The following is a 20,206-nucleotide window of genomic DNA, read 5'->3' on the forward strand; positions in this document are numbered from 1 at the left end:
ACCCCCGCACCGCGCCCGGGCAACACGGCCACCCGCAACACCTCAGTCCGGCTCCATGTACGGGCGGCGGAAGACCGGTGCCTGTCCGGTGCCCCACGGGCGTACGGCCGCCAGCGCCTGGGTGACCGCGGACTCCAGCGCGCCACTGGTGTCGACCCGGACGGCTTCGGGCCACGGCGGCTCCCTGGCAGCCATGGCGGTGGCGATGTCGGGACCGGCGTCGGAGATGCCCGGGGCGCGCGCGCTCAGTCGGGCCGCCGACAGTTCGCCCGGCGCCTGGCAGTGGAGGGCCACCAGGTCGGCGCTGGTTCGGTCGGCCATATGCAGCGCGGCTTCGCGCTGCGCGGCGTCGGACCAGGTGGCGTCGAGGACCACCGATTCACCCGAGGAGAGCAGTGCGGCCGCGTGGTCGAGCAGGGCGGCGTAGGTCCTGGCCGTCCACTCGGGCGTGTACAGCCCTTCGCCGTAGCCCGCCGCGGCGGACTGCTCCGCCGGGATGCCCGCCAGCTCCTTGCGCATGCGGTCACTGCTGAGCAGGGTGACCCCCAGCCGGTCGGCCAGGGCGCCGGAGAGGGTGGACTTCCCGCTGCCCGGCAGTCCGCCGACGAGGGTGAGGCCGACAGCGGAGGTGCGCAGGTGACGCAGTGCCATGGACGCGAGCCGCCGCGCCGCGGTTTCGGCGCCGGATGTACCCTGCCGGGCCTGGATCACCGAGACCTTGGCACGGACGAAGGCGCGGTAGGCGACGTAGTGGTGCCGCAGGGACGGGGGCGCGGGGTCCCCGGAGTATTCGCCGTACCGGGCGAGGAAGTAGGCCGCGGCCTCCTGGGCTCCAAGCTGTTCCAGGTCCATGGCGAGGAAGGCCGCGTCGTCCAGGCCGTCGACGTAGCGGAGGCGGTCGTCGAACTCCAGGCAGTCCAGGACGCGAGGGCCGTCGTCAAGGCAGAAGACGTCCTCGGCGAGCAGGTCACCGTGGCCGTCGACCACCCGCCCCTGCGCGATACGGGTGTCGAACAGCCGCTTGCGACCGGCGAGATAGCGGCGTACGAGCTGCTCGGTCTCGCTCAGACAATCGGGCACCGCGCCGTCCGCGGCCAGTGCCCGGACCTGCTCGAAGTTCGCCTCCCAGCGTGCCGACAGCGCATCCCGCGTGCCTTGCTCGTCCACATCGCGGCCACGGGGCGCGTGGGCGTGCCATGCCGCAAGCTGCCGGGCGACGGTGCGAAGGACGTCGTCCACGACAGCCCCCGCCCGGACAAGGTGGGAGAGGCGGCGCTCCTCCGGCATGCGACGCATCACCACGAGCGGTTCGGGTGCCTCCCCGTCGGGACTGCGGAACTCACCGAGACCCACGTAGACGTCGGGGGCGAACCGGCGGTTGAGGGCTATCTCGCGCTCGCAGGCGGCTCGGCGGCCCGCGATCGTGGTGTAGTCCAAGAACCCGAGATCGACCGGTTTCTTGACCTTGTAGGCTCGGTCGCCGACGAAGAACAGCGTCGCGCTGTGGGTCTCGCACACGGCAGCCCGCGGCAACGACTGCCCGTCGTGCGGAGCACCCGACCGTCGAGCGGACACGTCGACGCGCGGCTCGCGGAGACGTGGCTCAGTCATGAGGAACCACGGCGACCGGGCAGCGTCCATGATGGATCGCGGCCTGCGCCACTGGACCGAGGTGGGGCACCAGACCGGCACGGTGCCGGCGGCGACCCACGACCAGCAGCGAGGCGCCCTCCGCAGCTCGTACAACGGCCTTGGCAGGGCTTTCGAGACGGATGCTGTCGACCACGTCCACCCGCGGGTACTTCTCCCGCCACAGCTGCAGCGCCTTGCTCACCTGCTCGTGCGCGCTCCGGATGGTCTCCTCGCTGAAGCCGTGGTCCACTCCCCAGGGCGTACGTGCGCGAAGCGGCACGCTGCGGCCGTGGACGGCGAGGACGGGAATCTCCCTGGCCACGGCGGAACGAAAGGCGAAGTCGAGCAGGTCGTCCGGCGATCCGTGCAGTTTCAGGGCCACAACGACAGGGCGCGCGACCGTGGCTGGCCCCCACTCGTCCCTGGGTTCGGCGCGCACCAGCACCACCGGCCGCTCGGCCCGTGCGACAACAGGCATGCTGACGTCCCCGAGGAAGTAGCTCTCGACGGACTCGAGTCCCCGGGAGCCCAGGACGACCATCTCCGACTCGGAGGCCGCTTGGAGCAGGGCGTGCTGGGCATCGTCGGCGACCAGGTTCTTGCCGATGGCCAGGTCCGGGTAGCGCGCCCGGAGTTCCGCCTGCACCGAGTCGACGAGGAGTTTCGCCCAGTAGTTCTGATCGGCTTCAGCGGGGAGACGGGGAGGTTCCGGAGCAAGCGTCGGCCACGCGTGCAGCAGCCGGAGAGTGAGCTTTCGCCTCCCGGCCTCGTCGGCGGCCCAGCGGGCGGCGGAAAGACTCTCGTGCGAGCCGTCGAGGCCCACGGTGACAACTGGTTGCATGGCGGCGGTCTCCGTCTCGTAAGAAGCTGGAGAGGACGGCGAACGAGTCCGATCGCGTGGACGGTCGGGACATCGCCTGCATGCCGGGAGCGACGGCTTCTTCTCCCCTTCGAGGATCTCCCGGTCTTCGCCACGGCGCACGTGGACCCCGGGGCGGGCGCGACAGCGGGGCGTGCGGCAGGAGAGGAGGCAGGCTCGGTGACAATTCCCCTGGTGGTGGGCGTCGACGGCTCCGAGGCGAGTCTTGAGGCCGTCGACTGGGCCGCCGCCGAGGCGGCCCGGCACGGCGTCCCCCTCCACCTGCTGCACTCGGCGGCCGGTGAACAGGAGGCGTCCGCCGTGATCAGCGCTGCCTCGGCGCGCGCTGGGGAGGACGCTCCGGCGGTGCGGTTGTCCAGCGAGGTGTCACACGAGGACGCGGCTTCCGCCCTGGTCGACAGGGGGCGTAACGCCTTCGCGCTGGTACTGGGGAGCAGGGGGCTCGGTGATCTCTCCGGCATGCTGCTCGGGTCGGTCAGCCTCGCCGTGGCCGCACGCGCCGACTGCCCGGTGGTCGTGGTCCGAGGGAGTTCGGAGCACCGCGCCGCCCGGTTCGGAAGCGTCGTCGTGGGTGTCGAGGACGGGGAGGGCAGCGGCACGGCCGTGGACTTCGCGGTGCGTGAAGCCCAGGTGCGGCGCTGCCTGCTCGAGGCCGTGCACGCCTGGAGTGCACCGTCCGGTGCGTGTACGACACCCCAGGCACCCTCGCGGCAGTTGGAGGCCCACCGGCGTCCCCCTGCGCAGGTGCTCGACGACGCTCTGTGCCGGCCCGCGGAAAAATACCGCGACGCCACAGTGAGCCGGCGCTTGATCGAGAAGCCGGCGCGCCAGGCGCTGTTGGAGGCCGCGTCGACCGCAGATCTGCTGGTCGTGGGAGCTCGGCGGCGACTTGGGCATCCGGGGCTGCAACTCGGCCTGGTCAACCACGCGCTGCTGCATCACGCACCGTGTCCTGTGGCCGTCGTACCCCAGATGTAGCCGCCGCAGCACCGGCTTCCAGGGCCGGTCGCCGGTAGCCCGGGACCTTCGGCCCCGTGATCCAGAACGGCCGTCGTCGGATCGTGGAGAAGCGGAAGCAAGGAGGGAACGATGTCGCACACAGGACAGTGGAAGGTACGTCTCGATCTCTTCGAGGACGACGACGGGACGACGAAAGCCCACCTGGTGCTGGACACCGGCACCACGGCGCTCACCGGCCACGGAACCGCGCACTGCCATCCGGCGGACACGAACGTGCCGGAGATCGGCGACGAGCTGGCGGCAGGCAGGGCACTGGTCGATCTGGCTCATCAGCTGCTGGAGACCGCCGAACGCGACGTCCAGGCCAACGCCCCACGACCCAGCGCCCGTCAGACAGCCGGACAACCCCTCTGATGCCCAGCCGCTTCACAGCGTCCCGGTAGGTGTGTCCCGGGCGTCATCCGTCCGGAAAGAGATCTGCGCGGTGACCGAGACCACGCCGTCGACGCCCCGGCACAACTGCTCGATGACGGGGATCAGAGTCCTGTGCTCCACGGTGCCTGCAAGGGCGACCCGCCCGTCGCGGACCTCCGCGGTGACGTCCCTCGGATCAAGCCCCAACGTGCGCCGCAGAACGTCTCCGGTGATCTCCTCGCGGATGGCGTCGTCACGACGAAGGAAGACCCTCAGCAGATCACCACGACTGACGATGCCCAGCAGCCGATCGGCTTCGTCGACCACGGGCAGGCGTTTGACATTCTGGGCTTCCATGAGGCGGGCTGCCTCGACCACGGTCCACTCGGGCCGGGCGCACACCGCGGGAGCGGACATGAGTTCCTCGGCCCGGGATCCCTCGGCCTTGGCACGTTCCCAGGCCTCCAGATGCGGAATGGGGGTCCTGCCGGTCGGGTCGGCCTGATCAGCGCTCTTGCGCAGCAGGTCGGCCTCGGACACCACGCCCATCGGACGGTCGAGCTCGTCCAGCACGGGTACGGCGGTGACGTCGTTCTCCTCCAGCAGCCTGACGAGCTCCTTGAACGGCGTGTCGGGCCGTGCCCGGACGACGTCCCGGGACATGAGCTCCTCGACTGTTCGGTGATGCATGGTGCCTCCCGGGTGCGGGACACCCACCGCGCGGATACGAGGCCACCGCCCCGTGCGGCGGTGCGGCCCGCGTGGCAGGTTGGATACAGCACCATTCTGAGGAGAGGGCGGCGACCATGCGAGCTCACCTCGGCGACCAACTCGTCATCGAGAGTCCGGCGACCGGCGGCGCCAGGCGCGACGGCGAGATCGTCGGACTGCACCACGAGGACGGAACACCCCCCTACGACGTGCGCTGGTCGGACACGGACGATGTGACGCTCGTGTTTCCCGGCCCGGACGCCCACATACGCCATCTCGAGCACGAGCAGCCCCCGGGGGTGGGCGAGGCGCCGCCGACAACCGGCGAGGCGGCGGCCCCGCCCACGGTGACCAGGCCAGCCGGGACGGGCAATCCCGGGGACATCGGCCGGCGGGTGGCCGTCGAACGCCGAAGGCGCGGACTGAGCCGAGAGGAGACAGCCGGCCGCGCGCGAATGTCGCCCTACTATCTGGCCTATCTGGAGGAACAGCCCGCCGATCCGACCTTGGCGACGCTCATCAGACTGGCCGACGCGCTGGGCACCTCGGTCGCCGCACTGCGTGGCGGAGGCATCGATCTCCCGCCCGGTCAGGGCCACGCACTGCTGCACCCTCAGCTTCGGGACCTCAGCCGGGAGGAGTGCCGCACCCTGCTCTCCACGCACGGGGTGGGGCGGGTCGCGGTGGCGACGTCCGAGGGCCGCCCGGCGGTCGTCCCGGTCAACTACGAATTCGTCGATGACGCCATCGTCTTCCGGACCGCGCCCGACTCCGTGACGGCGGCGGCAGCGGAGACGGAGGTCGCCTTCGAGGTCGACCACGTGGACGACGCCCTGAGCCAGGGCTGGAGCGTGCTCGCCGTCGGACCGGCACGTGTGGTGACGGACCCTGAGGCAGTACGCGAGCTCGCCCAACGCGCGCACACCGCGCCGTGGGCGGGCGGCGCGCGCGAGATGTGGGTGTCGATCGAGCCCACCAACCTCACCGGCCGCCGGATCACGCCTGCCGATCAGTAGACGGTCATGGCTCGGACGCAGGGCCGTGCGGTCCGGAACCCTCGCCGCTCAGTTGTGATTCGACGCCCACCACGCCCTCCAACCCGTTCACGAGGCGCTCGGCGACCCAGATGAGCGAGGTGTCGTGGACGGGCCCGCGGAGCCTGACGACACCGTCCCGCACGGACACGTGGATGGCGTGGGCGTGCGTGGGGAACAGGTAGGACACCACCGTGCGGCGGACCTCCTCCTCGATGTCCTCGTCCGACCGCAGGAAGACCCGCAATAGGTCGCCACGGCTGACGATGCCGCGCAATCCGTCCTCGGCATCGACGACGGGGAGCCGTTTGACGTGGTGCACGGCCATGAGGCGTGCTGCCCGGGCCAGGGTGTCGTCGGGGCGGACCGTGACAGCGGGCGCGCTCATCACCTCCTCAGCGGTCATACCTTCCGCCTTGGCCAGGTCGGAGCGCAGTCGCATCCGCTCGGAGCGGGTGGGCCCGCGATCCCGGAACTCCTCCTTCGGCAGCAGGTCGGCCTCGGACACCACGCCGACGACCCGCCCTTCCCCGCTCACGACCGGCACGGCACTCACGTGCCGCTCGTCCATGACCCGCACGATCTCCTTGAACGGCGCGTCGCACCCGACGGCGACCGCGGGCGTGGTCATCACATCGCTCACGATGTGCGCAACGGTGACGGGCATGTCTCGGTCCTCGAAGGGCGGCCGGGGAACCCGGCGCGGCCGATGCCTCCAGCATCACCCTGACCTGACAGGTCGCAAACCGGCCGGAGAGCCACCCTGGCCCGGGACCCGGTGGCGTGTCGCGGCGCCGGGCAGGCAGTGCGACGGTATTCACAGGAGGACCTCGGCAGCCGGGCGAGAAGGCGGTGACGGCTATGGAACTCCCACTGGTCGTGGGCGTCGACGGATCGGACTCCAGTCTGGCAGCCGTCGACTGGGCCGTGGACGAGGCGGCACGGCACGGTCTGCCCCTCCATCTCGTCCATGCCTCCCTCTGGGAGCTGTACGAGGGAGCCCAACCGTCCTTCAGCACCGATCGTCCGGCCGAGGAGGTCATGGCCGAGCACATCGTCGCGTCGTGCGTGGAACGGGCCCGGCGACGCAATCCCGAGGTCAAGGTCTCCGGCAAGGCGCTGCCGGAGGACGCCGTGTCCGCGCTGCTGCGGACGGCGCCCGAGGCGTTCGCCCTGGTCACGGGGTCACGTGGGCGCGGCGAGATCGCCGGGATGCTGCTGGGATCCGTCAGCCTCGCGGTCGCGGCCCGCGCCGTCTGCCCGGTCGTCGTCATCCGGGGCGCGGAGGCCAACCGCCGGGGGGCCTACGGCCGCGTGGTGGTGGGGGTGGGTGACGCGTCCGGTGGTGCGGGGGCCGTACGGTTCGCCGTCCGGGAAGCCGAGGTGCGCGGCTGCGCCCTGACAGCCGTACGGGCCTGGCGCAATCCGTCACAGGAACCCGTGGACCACATGCTGATCGCCGACGACGCCGCCCGGCTCCGCGAGGAGCGGGCCGCGACGAGTCTCGAAGACGCCCTGCGCGAGGCGGTACGAGAGCACCCTCAGGTCGATGTCCGTCGCAAGGCGGTCGAGGGCACCGCCCATCGGGTCCTGCTGCGGGAATCGGCCGAAGCGGACCTGATCGTCGTCGGTGCTCAGCGCCGGCACGGCCACTTCGGTCTGCAGCTCGGCCGGGTCGTTCACACCCTGCTGCACCACTCGGACTGCCCGGTCGCCGTCGTTCCCCAGCCGGTCTGAGGTCCGCCACAGGTACCTGCGCCGGCACAGCCTGCGGAGGAGAGGGAAAGGTGGCGGATGTCGGAGTGGACATGGGAGTGGACGGGCTACGATCCCGCCGCCGAGCAGCTGCGTGAGGCCCTCTGCACACTGGGCAACGGTTACTTCGCCACACGCGGGGCCCTGCCGGAACACCGGGCCGGCCTGGTGCACTATCCGGGCACTTATGCAGCGGGGTGCTACAACCGCCTGGAGTCGACCGTGGCGGGGCGGCAGGTCGTGAACGAAGACGTGGTCAACCTCCCCAACTGGCTCTTTCTCCGGTTCCGGGCGCGCCGCACGGATGGGACGTGGAGCCCGTGGTTCTCCCCCGGCACGCACACCCTCCTGGACCACCGGCACACCCTGGATCTGCGCCGGGGCACACTCGCACGGTCCTCCCGCCACCGGAACGACGAACTGGGTGTGCTCAGCGTCGAGCAGACCCGCCTGGTGCACATGGAGGACCCGCACCTGGCCGCACTGCGGACGGTACTCACGGCCGAGGACTGGACCGGGCAGATCGAAATCGAAAGCTCTCTGGACGGCGATGTCCTCAACGGCAATGTGCACCGCTACCGCGCACTCGACCGCCACCACCTGAACCACGTGCGAACCGGTGCGCACGAGCCCGACACCGTCTGGCTGAGCTGCCGGACCAGCACCTCGGACATCACCGTCGCCCTGGCCGCCCGGACGACGGTCCGCGCGGACGAGGCTCCGGTCTCATCAGTGCTTCGGCCAGCCCGCCACCGCGCCGTCCACCGTCTGGTCGTCCCGATCACCCGCGGCAGGCCTGTCATCGTGGACAAGACGGTGGCAGTGCACACCTCGCGGGACACAGCGATCAGCGATGCCCTCGGCGAAGCCGTCGAGCGGGTGTCCGTGGCGGCGGACTTCCCGGCCTTGCTCGACTCCCATGTCGCGGCCTGGGAGCGGCTGTGGCGACGCACGGACGTACAGGTGCCCGGAGAAGCCGGCCGCATCCTGCGCTTCCATCTCTTCCACGTCCTGCAGACGCTGTCACCGCACACGGCGGAGCTGGATGTGGGCGTGCCTGCCCGGGGTCTGCACGGCGAGGCGTACCGGGGTCATGTGTTCTGGGACGAGCTCTTCGTCCTCCCCTATCTCAACCTGCACCTTCCGGAGGTGTCCCGGGCGCTGCTGAACTACCGCCACCGACGCCTCCCTCGGGCCTGCGCGGCGGCCAGCGCGGCCGGCAGGGCCGGGGCGATGTATCCGTGGCAGAGCGGCAGCAACGGGCGTGAGGAGTCCCAGGAATGGCATCTCAACCCCGCCTCGGGCCGCTGGATGCCGGACCACTCGCGCCTTCAGCACCACGTGGGTTCGGCGATCGCCTACAACGTCTGGCAGTACTGCGAGGCCACCGGTGACACGGAGTACCTGCACACCAAAGGCGCGGAGATGCTGCTGCAGATCGCCCGTTTCTGGGCCGACTCGGCAGTCTTCGACCATGACACGCGCCGCTACCGCATCCGCGGTGTCGTCGGCCCCGACGAGTACCACGACGGCTATCCCGGTGCCGCGAAGCCCGGGCTGGACGACAACGCGTACACCAACGTCATGGCCGCCTGGGTCCTCACCCGCGCTCTGGAGCTCGTGCGGCGCCTTCCCGCATGGCGGCGCGAGGAACTGTTCCAGCGGGTCCGGCTGAGCGCCGACGCGCTGCCGGAGTGGGAGGAGGTCTCCCGACGCCTGCGGGTGCCCTTCCACCAAGGCGTCATCAGCCAGTTCGAGGGCTACGACGGCCTCACCGAACTCGACTGGGAAGCCTACCGCGCACGCTACGGCACCATCCGGCGGCTGGACCGCGTTCTCGAGGCCGAGGGCGACACGGTCAACCGCTACAAGGCGTCCAAGCAGGCCGATGTCCTCATGCTCGGTTACCTGTTCTCGCCCACGGAACTGCGTGCTCTGTTCCGGCGTCTCGGTTACCACGTGGACGACGAGATCTGGCGCAGCACCGTCGACTACTACCTCCGGCGCACCAGCCACGGCTCGACCCTGAGCGAACTCGTCCACGGCCTGGTCCTCGCCAGGGCCAGACGGGCCGACGCATGGCAGTACGTCCACGAAGCCCTGGAGGCGGACATCGCCGACATCCAGGGCGGCACCACGGGCGAAGGCATCCACCTCGGCGCCATGGCCGGAACCCTCGACCTCGTCCAGCGCGGCCTGACGGGACTGGAGACACGCGAGGACGCCCTCTGGCTGGACCCGGTCCCACTTCCGGCACTCTCCGAGTACGGCTTCACACTGCACTATCGCGGTCACCGGGGTATCGGCGTGCGCCGCCGGAGCGGGCAGCTGGAGATCGCCGTACCCGACTCGGAAGAGTCGGCGATCCGCGTGGTGCTGGCCGATCGAGCGGTGACCATAGCCCCGGGGGAGACCTGCACGCTCCTTCTGCCGAGGGACTGAGCCTCACAGGTCGTCCTCCGATGGCTGCGGGCCGGGGCTGCCGCGTGGTGTCGAGCCGGGTCCGGGAAGCGGGCTTCATTCGAGCGGTCGCTACGGTCCTGGGTCCGTGGCAGAGCCGTTGGCACGGAACTGGGGTCCGAGCCAAGGATGTGGTCTGCCCTGCAGTGCCACCGGTGCCACACCCGGCGCTCCCTCGGACCTGGGCATCCGACACCCCGGTCCGGTCCCTCCGCTGCCTGCACGACCCGAGCGCAAGGAAGAAGGTGCCCGTGTCCGGCGGTCCGCACCGATCGCCGGGGCTGCCCGCGGCGACCCCGGCGGCCTGGTCCGGCTGCCCTGGTCTCGCACACCAGCCACCACACCGCCCTGTCTTCCTGTGCCGGTCAGCGCGTCACCGTGGTCGGCGGCGAGCCCGGCTGCTGATGACGACGGGCACCGGCGAGGTAGCGGACAAGTGCGACGAGGCCAAGGATCAGGACGGCCCAGAGCAGCACCATGAAGGCCGTCATGACGATCCAGCCGCCCCAGCCCCCTCCGCCGTCGTACCACATCATGCCGATCGCTTCCCTCGGCTGATGGCTCCAGCGCCACCAGGATGGATCAATGGGACCCCGGTCGGCTTGGGCCACGCTCCCCAGGTACAGAGCCGGTGGACCCTCGCCTGATCCGGACCGGGCTCGAGTGGGAGGTGCTGACGCGGGTACCACGCGCCGCCCGACACCGCTTCGGTCCTCGTGCGGCGGTGCCGCACCTGAGCGCGGCCCGGATACCCTTTGCCCCATGTCTGCGCGACCCAGCTCCGGGGCTTCCTTGCCCTGTCCCGCCGGGCAGGAGCCGGACGCCCGGCTGCTCACCGAAGCCATCACCCGGCTGCATCGCGCGCTGCACTCCTGCATGGTCCGCACCGACTACCCACGGAAGACTCTCCCCTTGGCCCAGGTCGAGCTGCTCCAGGTACTACGGGAACGCTCGCCCGCGCACATCAGTGACCTGACAGCCCGCCGCCACCTGGCGCCCAGCACGGTCAGTGGACTCATCAGCCGGATAATCGGCGCCGGACTGGTCGCGCGTGATGTAGATCCGGTCAACCCTCGATCCTCCGTCGTCACCCTCACCGATGCCGGCCGTGAGAAGCTCGCCGCCTGGACCAGGACCCACAAAGATCCTATGGATGCCGCCTACGCCGCCCTCGGCGACAGCGAGCGCGCGGTCATCGCGCAGGCGCTGCCCGTGCTCTTCCGGCTCGCGGAGCACGTCGATGAGCAAGCACACGGCCCTGAACTGGGCTGAAAGCCGTACCGCCGAGCACGGCGCGGGCTCATCCCTGGCTCGCCGGCGAGACGCGCCGCCCATGGATCCCCTCGAACGGCGCCAGCCGGACGGCCGGCGTGCCGCAGACTGTGGATCGGTCGTCAGTGTGCTTGGAGCGGTGTCTCCTCGGTCGGGCCGTATCCGCCTCCGCCGGGGGTGCGGATGACAAGCGTGTCCCCGGCGCCGACGTCTGCCGTGTCGCAGCCGCGCAGAGGCGTGGTCGTGCCGTCCACGCGTGCGATGAGGTTCTCGCCCAGAGCGCCGGGGCGGCCGCCGTCCATGCCGTAGGGCGGGATGCGGCGATGGCCGGAGACGACTGCGACGGTCATCGGTTCCAGGAAGCGGATCCGGCGTTCCACACCGCACCCGCCGTGCCAGCGGCCCGCGCCCCCGCTGCCCTCGCGGACGCGGAAGTCCTCCACCCGTACCGGGTAGCGCCATTCCAGGATCTCGGGGTCGGTGAGGCGGGAGTTGGTCATGTGCGTCTGTACGGCGTCCGCGCCGTCGAAGCCTTCGCCCGCGCCGGCGCCGGATGCGACGGTCTCGTAGTACTGCACGTGATCGTTGCCGAAGGACAGGTTGTTCATGGTGCCGGAGCCCTCCGCCTGGGCGCCCAGCACGGCGTACAGGGCACCGGTGACGGCCTGGGACGTCTCGACGTTGCCGGCGACGGTGGCGGCCGGGTGGACCGGGGCGAGCATGCAGCCGTCGGGAACACGGACGTCGAGTGGCTTCAGGCAGCCGCTGTTGAGGGGGATGTCGTCGGCGACCAGGGTGCGGAAGACGTACAGCACGGCCGCCATGACGACGGATGTGGGGGCGTTAAGGTTGCCGGGCTGCTGGGGTGATGTTCCGGTGAAATCCAGTACGGCGCTGCGGGTTTCGTGGTCGACGCGCAGGGCGACCTGGATGACGGCCCCGTTGTCGGTCTCATAGCGGTGTTCGCCGTCGTGGAGGGTGGCGATGATACGGCGGACGGATTCCTCGGCGTTGTCCTGCACGTGCCGCATGTAGGCGTGGACGACGTCAAGACCGAACTCGGCGATCACCATGCCTAGTTCACGGATGCCCTTGTTGTTGGCGGCGATCTGGGCACGCAGGTCGGCGAGGTTGGTCTCCGGGTCGCGCGACGGGTAGCGGGCGGTCAGCAGCAGGTCGCGGGTTTCGGTCCCGCGGAAGTGTCCGTCCCGCACGAGCAACCAGTTGTCGAACAGGACGCCCTCCTCGTCGATCGTGGTGCTGAAGGCGGGCATCGACCCGGGGCTGATGCCGCCGATCTCGGCGTGGTGGCCGCGCGAGGCGACGAGGAAGAGCAGACGCACCCCAGTCTCGTCGAAGACGGGGGTGACGACGGTGATGTCGGGCAGGTGAGTGCCGCCGTGGTAGGGGTCGTTGATGGCGTAGACGTCGCCGGGCCTCAGTGTGCCGGAGTTGCGGCGCAGCACCTCCTTGATGGACTCGCCCATCGACCCGAGGTGGACAGGGATGTGTGGCGCATTGGCGATGAGATTGCCGTCCGGGTCGAACAGGGCGCAGGAGAAGTCGAGGCGCTCCTTGATGTTGACCGAGTGCGCCGTGCTCCCGAGGCGTACCCCCATCTGTTCGGCGACGGACATGAACAGGTTGTTGAAGACTTCCAACATCACCGGGTCGACGGTGGTGCCCACCGCTGTACGGGACGGGCGGGGCCGGGAGCGGGTGAGGACGAGGTCGCCGTGCTCGTCGGCCGCGGCGCGCCATCCGGGGTCGACAACCGTGGTCTCGTCCGCCTCGGCGATGATCGCCGGACCCTCGACCGCGTCCTGCGGGCGGATGTCCTCGCGTAGGTACAGCCGCGCGGGCTGCCAACGGCCCTCGGTGAACATCCGGACGACAGCGACGGGTTGAAGTGCGCCGGTCCGCGGCGGCAGCGCGGACGTGGTGGTGGTACGTGGGCCGGAGGAACCAGTGGCCTCGACCGCGACGGCCTCGACGACCAGCGGCTTGCTCATGGTGAAGCCGTAGCGTTCCCGGTGATCGCGTTCGAAGGCTGCCTGCATCTCCTGCGCAGGCCCCAACGGCACCGGCAGCGAGAAGTCCGTGCCCTGGTAACGCAGCAGCGCGCGGGCGGTCGTACGGACGGTGGCGTCCGGCACGCCGTCCTCCCGCAACTGGACGCGTGCCCGCTCCTCCAGTTCGGCGCGGACGGCTTCGACACGGGCCGCTGCCTCCGGCCGGTCGAGGGGGGCCTCGATGGAGCGTTCGCGCAGCGCGAGCGCGTCCGCCATCCCGATCCCGTAGGCGGACAGAACCCCGGCGAGCGGCGGGATCAGCACGGTGTCGATGCCGAGCCGGTCGGCGACCGCACAGGAGTGCTGGCCGCCCGCGCCACCGAAGGCGACCAGCGCGTAGCGGGTGATGTCACGGCCACGCTGGACGGAGATCTTCTTCACCGCGTTCGCGATGTTGAGCACGGCGATGTCGAGGAAGCCCGCCGCGACCTCCTCCGGGCCAAGACGCCTTCCGGTCGCGGCGGCGGTCTGCTCGGCAAGCTCCGTGAATCGGGCACGGACCGCGGCCTCGTCCAACGGCTGATCGCCGTCCTTGCCGAACACCGCCGGGAAATAGGCGGGTTGGACACGGCCCAGCATGACATTGGCGTCGGTGACGGTCAGCGGCCCGCCGCGGCGGTAGCAGATGGGGCCGGGATCGGCACCGGCCGAGTCCGGCCCCACGCGGTAGCGCATCCCGTCGAAGTGCAGGACGGAGCCCCCGCCCGCGGCGACGGTGTGGATGTCGGTCATCGGCGCCCGCATCCGCACGCCCGCCACCTGGGTGCCCAGAACCCGTTCGATCTCGCCCGCGTAGTGGGACACGTCGGTCGAGGTGCCACCCATGTCGAAGCCGATCGCCCTGGTGCGGCCGGCGCGCCGCGCGGCGCGGGCCATGCCCACGACGCCGCCCGCCGGGCCGGAGAGCACGGCGTCCTTGCCCCTGAAGCGGGCCGCCTCCCGCAGACCTCCGCCGGACTGCATGAACATCAACCGCACACCGCTCAGTTCACAAGCCACCCGGTCCACGTAGCGCCGCAGGATGGGTGACAGGTAGGCGTCGACCACGGTCGTGTCGCCCCGCGGCACCAGCTTGATCAGCGGGCTCACCTCATGCGAACAGCTCACCTGTTGATAGCCGACCGAAAGGGCCGCCTCGGCCACGGCACACTCGTGATCCGGGTAGCGGTAGCCGTGCAGGAAGACGACCGCGGCACTGCGGAACCCGTCCGCGTACGCCGACGCGAGCGCCTCGCGCACGCCACCGAGGTCGAGCGGGCGGACGAGCTCACCGCGCGCGCTCACCCGTTCCTCCACCTCGACCACCCGGTCGTACAGGGCCTCCGGAAGGAGGATGCGGCGGTCGAAGATGTGCGGACGGTTCTGGTAGGCGATCCGCAGGGCATCCCGGAAACCCCGAGTGATCACGAGAACGGTGGGCTCGCCGGTGTGGGTCAGCAACGCGTTGGTGGCGACGGTGGTGCCCATCTTCACCACCTCGATCCGGTCGGCCGGAATCGACTCGTCCGCCTCCAGGCCCAGCCCCAGACGGATCCCGGCGACCGCCGCGTCCCGGTACGCCTCCGGCCGGTCCGACAGCAGCTTGCGGCTGACCACCTCGGAGTCCGGCGTCACCGCCACGACATCGGTGAAGGTGCCACCACGGTCGATCCAGAACTGCCAGCGACCAGCCATGGGCCCATTGTGCGCTTCCCGTGTGCGGTGGGTGATCGGCCGGCCCGACGCCCCGGTCGCAGCTCGACCACCTGTGGCGAACCGGTCACGGCCTGCACCCACCTGCGCGGCCCACACCGCTCAGGTCCACCCAGGCCATCAGGCGACTACTGGCCGAGGAGCAGCCGGTCGCCGCGTGATCCTTCGCCGGTTCAGCGGACGGACTGCGGCGGGGAGGACGCGGACCCGCCCGGGCCGTGGCTCGCGTTCTGGTGCAGGGCGTTGAATTCCGCCACGTTGCGGGTGTGCGTCGCGTAGTCGGAGGTGAAACGGGTGTCGCCCGGCCTGACCGTGACGAAGTAAAGCCAGTCGCCCGGCGTCGGGTTGAGCGCGGCGCGCATCGCCTCCTCACCGGGATTGTCGATCGGCGTGGGCGGCAGTCCCATGTGCTGGTAGGAGTTGTACGGGCTCTCGACCTGGGTGTCGTCCTGGCTGGTGTGGACGGTGCTGCGGTTCATCGCGTAGTTGATCGTCGAGTCCATCTGCAGCGGCATGCCGCGCTCCAGACGGTTGAGGACGACCCGGGCGACCTTGCCCATGTCCGCAGGCGTCGCGGCCTCCGCCTGGACGATGCTGGCGATGGTGACGGCCTGGTAGACGTTCATGGCGTTGCGCTGAGCCCCCGCCGCGACCGGCGCCGCGTTGAACTCGCCGTTGGCGGTGTCGGCCATGGAGCGCAGCAACGACTCGGGCGTGGCTCCCTTGTCGATGTGGTACGTCGCCGGAAAGAGATAGCCCTCCGGGTTGCCCTGGGCTTCGCTCGGCAGTGTCAGGCCGGCTTTTCCGACGGACTTGCGCGTGCTGCCCGCGGGGAGCCTGAGGGCCTTGTCGATCGCGTCGTACACCTGGCTCGCGCGCCAGCCCTCGGGGACGACCAGCGAGGTGGGCGGCGGGGGCTCCGCCGGAGCGCTGTCCAGCGTCAGCAGCGGCACCGCCACGGCGGTGCCGACCACGACAGCGCCGGCCGCGAGGAGTGCGAGTCTGCCCCGGCGTGTCAGTCGCGTCGTGCCTCGTGGCGGAATGTTCGTCTGCATGCGGGCACGGTAATACGCATATCGCCATAAACCCGGCACATATTACGTTGTCGCTCCGTTGTCGGCCGGAGGGTCAGCTTGTCGGTTCCGCCGCGCCCAGCCCGAGTGTTCCGGCCGTGCTCGGCTCACGTGCTCCGGTCGCGTTCAGCGTGTGGGTTCCGGCTGTGCTCAGCGCGTGGGTTCGAGTTGTGCGTCCCGGCGCACCAGCGCGGCGTACCTGCCGTCACGTTCCAGCAGTTCCTCGTGGCTGCCGCGTTCGGCGACCCGCCCGGAGTCCAGGACCACGATCTGGTCGGCGCCGCGGATCGTGGACAGCCGGTGGGCGATGGTGATCGTCGTCCGGTCGGCCGACAGGGCGTCGATCGCCTCCTGGACGGCGGCCTCCGTCCGGGTGTCGAGCGCGCTGGTCGCCTCGTCGAGGATGAGGACCGGCGGATCGCGCAGGATGGTGCGGGCTATCGCGAGACGCTGCTTCTCCCCGCCGGAGAAGCGGTGGCCGCGCTCGCCGACGACCGTGTCGTAGCCGTCGGGCAGCGCGGCTATGTGGTCGTGGATCTGCGCCGCCCTGGCCGCCGTCCGCAGTTCCTCGTCGGTGGCGTCCGGCTTGGCGAAGCGGAGGTTGTCGGCGACCGAGGCGTGGAAGAGGTACGTCTCCTGCGAGACGACGCCGACCGCGCGGGCGAGGGTGTCGAAGTCGAGGTCCCGGACGTCGACGCCGTCCAGGGTGACGCGGCCGCCGGTGACGTCGTACAGGCGGGGCACCAGATAGCCGAGCGTGGACTTGCCTGCGCCGGTCGGGCCGACGACGGCGAGGCTGCCGCCCGGGGGCACGGTGACGTCGATGCCGTCGAGGACGGGGCGCGCCCTGTCGTCGTTGTCGTAGCGGAATCCGACTCCCTCGAAGCGGACTTCGCCCTTGACCTGGTCGAGGTGGACGGGCCGCTCGCGCTCGGTGATGTCGACGGGCAGGTCCAGGTACTCGAATATGCGCTGGAAGAGGGCGAGGGAGGTCTGGATCTGGACGCCGGTCGCGAGCAGGCTCACGGCGGGACGGAACAGTCCCTGCTGGAGCGAGACGAAGGCGACGATGGTACCCAGCGAGACCTTCGGGCCGCCGAACTGGAGGGCGAGACCGGCGGTCCAGTAGATGACGGCGGGCATCGCGGCCATGACGATCGTGATCACGGCCATGCGCCAGCGGCCGGCCATGTTCGACCGCACTTCCAGATCGACCAGGCGCTCGGACTCCTCCGCGAAGGACGCGGTCAGCGAGTCGGAGCGGCCCATGGTCCGGCCGAGCAGGATGCCGCTGACCGAGAGGGACTCGGTGACGGTGGCCGCCATCGCGGCCATCTGCTTCTGCCGCTGGGTGGTGATCTTCTTGCGTTCGTTGCCGACGCGGCGGCTTATCCACACGAACGCCGGCAGCAGGAGCAGCGAGACGACCGTGAGCCGCCAGTCGAGGGCGACCATCGCGACGATCGTGGCCACGACGCTGGTGGCGTTGGAGACCAGGGAGGTGGCGGTGGAGGTGACGGTGGCCTGCATGCCACCGATGTCGTTGGCGATCCGGGACTGCACCTCGCCGGTGCGCGTGCGCGTGAAGAAGGCGAGCGACATGCGCTGCAGGCGGCCGTAGACGGCGGTGCGCAGGTCGTGCATGACGCGCTGGCCGACGGTGGTCGAGATCAGGGTCTGCAGCACGCCGAAGACACTGGAGAGGACCGCGCTGACGATCATGCCGAGCGCGAGCAGGCTCAGCAGACCGGTGCGGCCCTGCGGGATCGCGACGTCCAGGACCTCCTTGAGCAGGAAGGGTGTGGCCACCGAGACCAGTGAGGAGGCGCCGACCAGCAGGCCGACGACCGCCAGCCGGCCGCGGTAGGGACGGAAGAGCTTCAGGATGCGGCGCACCTGCCGGGGCTGTTCCTTGGCGTCGGCAGGTGGGGTCCAGGACGTTTCACGGTCGGGATGCATGGGCTCCTACGGAGGTGAACGGGGCCGGCCGGAGGTCGGCCGACGATGACGAAACGGATCGTAGCTCATTGTTACCTATACTCACAATGAACGGCATCCTGATATTGTTCCCGCATGACCAGCCCCGATCCCGACGGCCTGCTCGCCGAGCAGTTGCTGCGGCTGACCCGCCGGGTGCACCGCATCCAGAAGCGCCACCTCGAGCGGAACGACCTGGGTGTCACCCCGGCCCAGTCCCGGCTGCTGCGCACCCTCGCGCACTACGCCTCGCCGCCTCGCATGGCCGACCTCGCCGAGCGCCTGGAGGTGGTGCCGCGTGCGGTGACGACGCTGGTCGACGGCCTGGAGGCCGGCGGGAAGGTACGGCGTGTGCCGGATCCGGCGAACCGGCGCGTGACACGGATCGAGCTGACGGCCGAGGGGCACACGACCCTGCGCGAGCTGCGCGGCGCACGCCGCTCGGCGGCCGAGGAGATACTCGCTCCGCTGACCGAGAAGGAACGCCAGGTGCTCGGCGTCCTGCTGGACACGTTGATCGAGGGAGACTGCGGCACACGCTGCTGAGCCCGCGGTGCGGGAGGCCGTGGCCGGTGCCGGCCACGGCCTCCCAGCCGCTCGACGGCGGCTCCCCCGCCCGATCAAGGCGTCCGTTGGGCCGCGCGCGCTCCGCGCTCAACAGCCCGAGCGGTCCTCCGTCAGCACCCCTTGAACCGTGCTCAGCGAACGGTCGTAGCAGCCGTCGGAGCCGAACAGCCGATAGCGCTCGGTCGACGTGCCGACGGCGTGCCGCTGGTCGCGCGGGACGTCGAGGGTGTACGCGGCGTCCCCGCTGTAGGTGTCGTCGAGCCGCGACCACGTGGTGCGCCGGCCGTCCCGCAGTTCCACGGCCGAGGCGCGGTCGCCCAGCGTGAGCACGGTGCGCAGCCGGTTGTCCGTGCCGATGGTCGTCGCGCCGTTCATGGTGTACGTCCGGTGCGTGTGCGTCGCCCGCGCGGGCCCGTGTCCGACGACGGTGACCGTCTGGTCGTCGGACCAGGTCGCGTCGATTCCGTCCGTGTTCTCGCCGTCGGTCCAGCGGTGGACGGAGGTGTTGGCCAGCGTCCGGGTGACGCTGGCGGTCACGCGTCCGTGTGAGGTGTCGAGGTAGCCGGAGACGGTGAGCCGGTGTCCGGCGTCGGTGGCCAGGCGGTTCTCCGAACCGGGCGTGTAGACGGAGGAGTCGGCGATGTCGGTCGCCCTGTCCGCGGTGAGCGCGCCCGTGACGTGGGCTCGGTGCGCGTCCTGCCAGACCAGGACGTTCACCGGCGCGCTCCAGCCCGGCTGGCCCGCGGGGACGCCGACCACGGAGACCTCGACCCGGTGCGGACGGCCGTCGTTGAGCAGGCCGGCGAAGGGTGTGAGGTCGTAGGCGATCGGCCGCACGTCGAAGGCCCCCGGCGCCGGCAGGACGTACCAGAGGAAGGGGTTGGACCAGCCGCCGGTCCAGACGTTCGGGAACGGCGCGGCGATTCCGGCGAGCCGGCCGTCGACCTTGATCTGCACCTCGCGGTACGGCCCGTGGTCGGCCTTGCAGGAGTACGACGCCGGGTCGGCCACCGTCAGATACCAGAACTCCTCACAGCCTCCCCCCGAACCCGTGGCGTACACCTCGGCGACGATCCGCTCGCTGTTGCGCGGCGTCGTGAGGGTCGTGCCGTCGGGCGTGCCGGCGAGGGTGAGCACGCGGTCGGGGGTCCGCTCCGCGGGCCGGCCGGCGTAGAAGGTCAGCGTGACGTGCACGTCGATGACCCCGGTGTACGTGTCGTCCACGACGTTGCCGATCAGCATCTCGACGTCCTGCGCGCTGCGGAAGGTGTCGCTGTAGCGGGTGACGTCCTTCTCGACATGCCATTCGATGCCGTCGGGCGAGGGTTCCGGAGTGGAGGTGCGCAGGATCTCGACCCCGCCGACGTGCAGATAGCCCAGGCGGTCGTACTGACGGCCCTTCACCTTGCCGTCGAGCCTCAGGACGACCTTGCTCCAACGGTCGCCGCAGCCCTGGGGCGGGGTGTACGCGCCACGGTAGGGCGTGAAGTCGCGGAACTGGACATCGGCGAGGGTGACCTGACAGGACGTGGTGTGCGGCCGGTCGACAGACGGTGCCGCGGTGACCGGGTCGTGCCAGTCGGTGCCGAACTCGGCCGGAACGTCGGACGCCTGTGCGACGGCGGCTCCGGTGCCGAAGAACGCGCTCGCCAGGAGGGCCGCTCCGGCGAGCATGGACATGACTATCCGTCTTCTCATGGCCCGTGT

Annotated in this window: 16 protein-coding genes; 7 read left to right on the top strand and 9 right to left on the bottom strand. The window is 70.5% G+C overall.

The window, feature by feature from the left end:
- Window positions 1–42 precede the first annotated feature (42 nt).
- Window positions 43–1,518, bottom strand: a complete 1,476-nt coding sequence (locus IE244_RS20165; RefSeq protein ID WP_191875015.1) for a bifunctional aminoglycoside phosphotransferase/ATP-binding protein — start codon at window positions 1,516–1,518, stop codon at window positions 43–45.
- Between the two features lie 85 nt (window positions 1,519–1,603).
- Window positions 1,604–2,473 carry a universal stress protein gene (locus IE244_RS20170; RefSeq protein WP_191874943.1) on the bottom strand — a complete coding sequence of 290 codons (870 nt, stop codon included), beginning with the start codon at window positions 2,471–2,473 and terminating at the stop codon, window positions 1,604–1,606.
- 198 nt (window positions 2,474–2,671) lie between these two features.
- Between IE244_RS20170 and IE244_RS20175 the strand changes: the two genes are divergently transcribed.
- The gene (locus IE244_RS20175) at window positions 2,672–3,490 is read left to right on the top strand and encodes a universal stress protein (protein WP_191874944.1); all 819 of its coding nucleotides are present in this window, start codon (window positions 2,672–2,674) and stop codon (window positions 3,488–3,490) included.
- A 111-nt stretch (window positions 3,491–3,601) separates the two neighbouring features.
- Window positions 3,602–3,886: a DUF1876 domain-containing protein gene (locus IE244_RS20180; protein ID WP_191874945.1), complete on the top strand. Its 285-nt coding sequence runs from the start codon at window positions 3,602–3,604 to the stop codon at window positions 3,884–3,886.
- Window positions 3,887–3,898: 12 nt separating this feature from the next.
- On the opposite strand, the gene IE244_RS20185 is transcribed toward IE244_RS20180, so the two are convergent.
- Complete coding sequence (locus tag IE244_RS20185; RefSeq protein ID WP_191874946.1) at window positions 3,899–4,576, bottom strand: CBS domain-containing protein; 678 nt, start codon at window positions 4,574–4,576, stop codon at window positions 3,899–3,901.
- 116 nt (window positions 4,577–4,692) lie between these two features.
- On the opposite strand from IE244_RS20185, the gene IE244_RS20190 reads away from it, so the two are divergent.
- Window positions 4,693–5,613: a pyridoxamine 5'-phosphate oxidase family protein gene (locus IE244_RS20190; protein ID WP_191874947.1), complete on the top strand. Its 921-nt coding sequence runs from the start codon at window positions 4,693–4,695 to the stop codon at window positions 5,611–5,613.
- A gap of 4 nt (window positions 5,614–5,617) precedes the next feature.
- On the opposite strand, the gene IE244_RS20195 is transcribed toward IE244_RS20190, so the two are convergent.
- Entirely contained in the window at window positions 5,618–6,298 is a 681-nt protein-coding gene (locus IE244_RS20195; RefSeq protein ID WP_191874948.1) for a CBS domain-containing protein, read from the bottom strand.
- A gap of 194 nt (window positions 6,299–6,492) precedes the next feature.
- Between IE244_RS20195 and IE244_RS20200 the strand changes: the two genes are divergently transcribed.
- Together IE244_RS20200 and IE244_RS20205 are read left to right on the top strand one after the other, a co-directional pair.
- Window positions 6,493–7,368: a universal stress protein gene (locus IE244_RS20200; RefSeq protein WP_191874949.1), complete on the top strand. Its 876-nt coding sequence runs from the start codon at window positions 6,493–6,495 to the stop codon at window positions 7,366–7,368.
- 57 nt (window positions 7,369–7,425) lie between these two features.
- A complete protein-coding gene (locus IE244_RS20205; protein ID WP_191874950.1) occupies window positions 7,426–9,828 on the top strand; it encodes a glycoside hydrolase family 65 protein in 2,403 nt (800 codons plus the stop codon).
- 383 nt (window positions 9,829–10,211) lie between these two features.
- On the opposite strand, the gene IE244_RS20210 is transcribed toward IE244_RS20205, so the two are convergent.
- The gene (locus IE244_RS20210) at window positions 10,212–10,382 is read right to left on the bottom strand and encodes a hypothetical protein (protein ID WP_191874951.1); all 171 of its coding nucleotides are present in this window, start codon (window positions 10,380–10,382) and stop codon (window positions 10,212–10,214) included.
- Window positions 10,383–10,608: 226 nt separating this feature from the next.
- On the opposite strand from IE244_RS20210, the gene IE244_RS20215 reads away from it, so the two are divergent.
- Window positions 10,609–11,118 (top strand): MarR family winged helix-turn-helix transcriptional regulator, encoded by a 510-nt coding sequence (locus IE244_RS20215; protein ID WP_191874952.1) that lies wholly within the window; start codon window positions 10,609–10,611, stop codon window positions 11,116–11,118.
- 122 nt (window positions 11,119–11,240) lie between these two features.
- Here IE244_RS20215 and IE244_RS20220 read toward each other — a convergent pair whose 3' ends face one another.
- The 3 genes from IE244_RS20220 to IE244_RS20230 all read right to left on the bottom strand — a co-directional run bounded on the left by IE244_RS20220 (window position 11,241) and on the right by IE244_RS20230 (window position 17,914).
- Window positions 11,241–14,864, bottom strand: a complete 3,624-nt coding sequence (locus IE244_RS20220; RefSeq protein ID WP_191874953.1) for a hydantoinase B/oxoprolinase family protein — start codon at window positions 14,862–14,864, stop codon at window positions 11,241–11,243.
- Window positions 14,865–15,055: 191 nt separating this feature from the next.
- Complete coding sequence (mltG, locus tag IE244_RS20225; RefSeq protein ID WP_191874954.1) at window positions 15,056–15,937, bottom strand: endolytic transglycosylase MltG; 882 nt, start codon at window positions 15,935–15,937, stop codon at window positions 15,056–15,058.
- Between the two features lie 168 nt (window positions 15,938–16,105).
- Window positions 16,106–17,914 carry an ABC transporter ATP-binding protein gene (locus IE244_RS20230; RefSeq protein ID WP_191874955.1) on the bottom strand — a complete coding sequence of 603 codons (1,809 nt, stop codon included), beginning with the start codon at window positions 17,912–17,914 and terminating at the stop codon, window positions 16,106–16,108.
- Between the two features lie 114 nt (window positions 17,915–18,028).
- Here IE244_RS20230 and IE244_RS20235 point away from each other — a divergent pair, with 114 nt between their 5' ends.
- Entirely contained in the window at window positions 18,029–18,478 is a 450-nt protein-coding gene (locus IE244_RS20235; RefSeq protein ID WP_191874956.1) for a MarR family winged helix-turn-helix transcriptional regulator, read from the top strand.
- Between the two features lie 108 nt (window positions 18,479–18,586).
- Here the strand turns inward: IE244_RS20235 and IE244_RS20240 are convergent, their stop codons facing one another.
- Complete coding sequence (locus tag IE244_RS20240; RefSeq protein ID WP_229854234.1) at window positions 18,587–20,197, bottom strand: peptide-N4-asparagine amidase; 1,611 nt, start codon at window positions 20,195–20,197, stop codon at window positions 18,587–18,589.
- Window positions 20,198–20,206: the final 9 nt, after the last annotated feature.

Origin of the sequence: Streptomyces filipinensis, assembly GCF_014649495.1 — a bacterium.
In the GTDB taxonomy this organism is placed as follows: domain Bacteria; phylum Actinomycetota; class Actinomycetes; order Streptomycetales; family Streptomycetaceae; genus Streptomyces; species Streptomyces filipinensis.

Bases quoted from the DNA above. Each gene is read 5' to 3' on its own strand.
- IE244_RS20190 (WP_191874947.1), top strand. From the start codon at position 4,693: ATGCGAGCTCACCTCGGCGACCAACTCGTCATCGAGAGTCCGGCGACC.
- IE244_RS20170 (WP_191874943.1), bottom strand. From the start codon at position 2,473: ATGCAACCAGTTGTCACCGTGGGCCTCGACGGCTCGCACGAGAGTCTT.
- IE244_RS20185 (WP_191874946.1), bottom strand. From the start codon at position 4,576: ATGCATCACCGAACAGTCGAGGAGCTCATGTCCCGGGACGTCGTCCGG.
- IE244_RS20240 (WP_229854234.1), bottom strand. From the start codon at position 20,197: ATGAGAAGACGGATAGTCATGTCCATGCTCGCCGGAGCGGCCCTCCTG.
- IE244_RS20195 (WP_191874948.1), bottom strand. From the start codon at position 6,298: ATGCCCGTCACCGTTGCGCACATCGTGAGCGATGTGATGACCACGCCC.
- IE244_RS20220 (WP_191874953.1), bottom strand. From the start codon at position 14,864: ATGGCTGGTCGCTGGCAGTTCTGGATCGACCGTGGTGGCACCTTCACC.
- IE244_RS20230 (WP_191874955.1), bottom strand. From the start codon at position 17,914: ATGCATCCCGACCGTGAAACGTCCTGGACCCCACCTGCCGACGCCAAG.
- IE244_RS20235 (WP_191874956.1), top strand. From the start codon at position 18,029: ATGACCAGCCCCGATCCCGACGGCCTGCTCGCCGAGCAGTTGCTGCGG.
- IE244_RS20200 (WP_191874949.1), top strand. From the start codon at position 6,493: ATGGAACTCCCACTGGTCGTGGGCGTCGACGGATCGGACTCCAGTCTG.
- IE244_RS20180 (WP_191874945.1), top strand. From the start codon at position 3,602: ATGTCGCACACAGGACAGTGGAAGGTACGTCTCGATCTCTTCGAGGAC.
- IE244_RS20215 (WP_191874952.1), top strand. From the start codon at position 10,609: ATGTCTGCGCGACCCAGCTCCGGGGCTTCCTTGCCCTGTCCCGCCGGG.
- IE244_RS20205 (WP_191874950.1), top strand. From the start codon at position 7,426: ATGTCGGAGTGGACATGGGAGTGGACGGGCTACGATCCCGCCGCCGAG.
- mltG (WP_191874954.1), bottom strand. From the start codon at position 15,937: ATGCAGACGAACATTCCGCCACGAGGCACGACGCGACTGACACGCCGG.
- IE244_RS20210 (WP_191874951.1), bottom strand. From the start codon at position 10,382: ATGATGTGGTACGACGGCGGAGGGGGCTGGGGCGGCTGGATCGTCATG.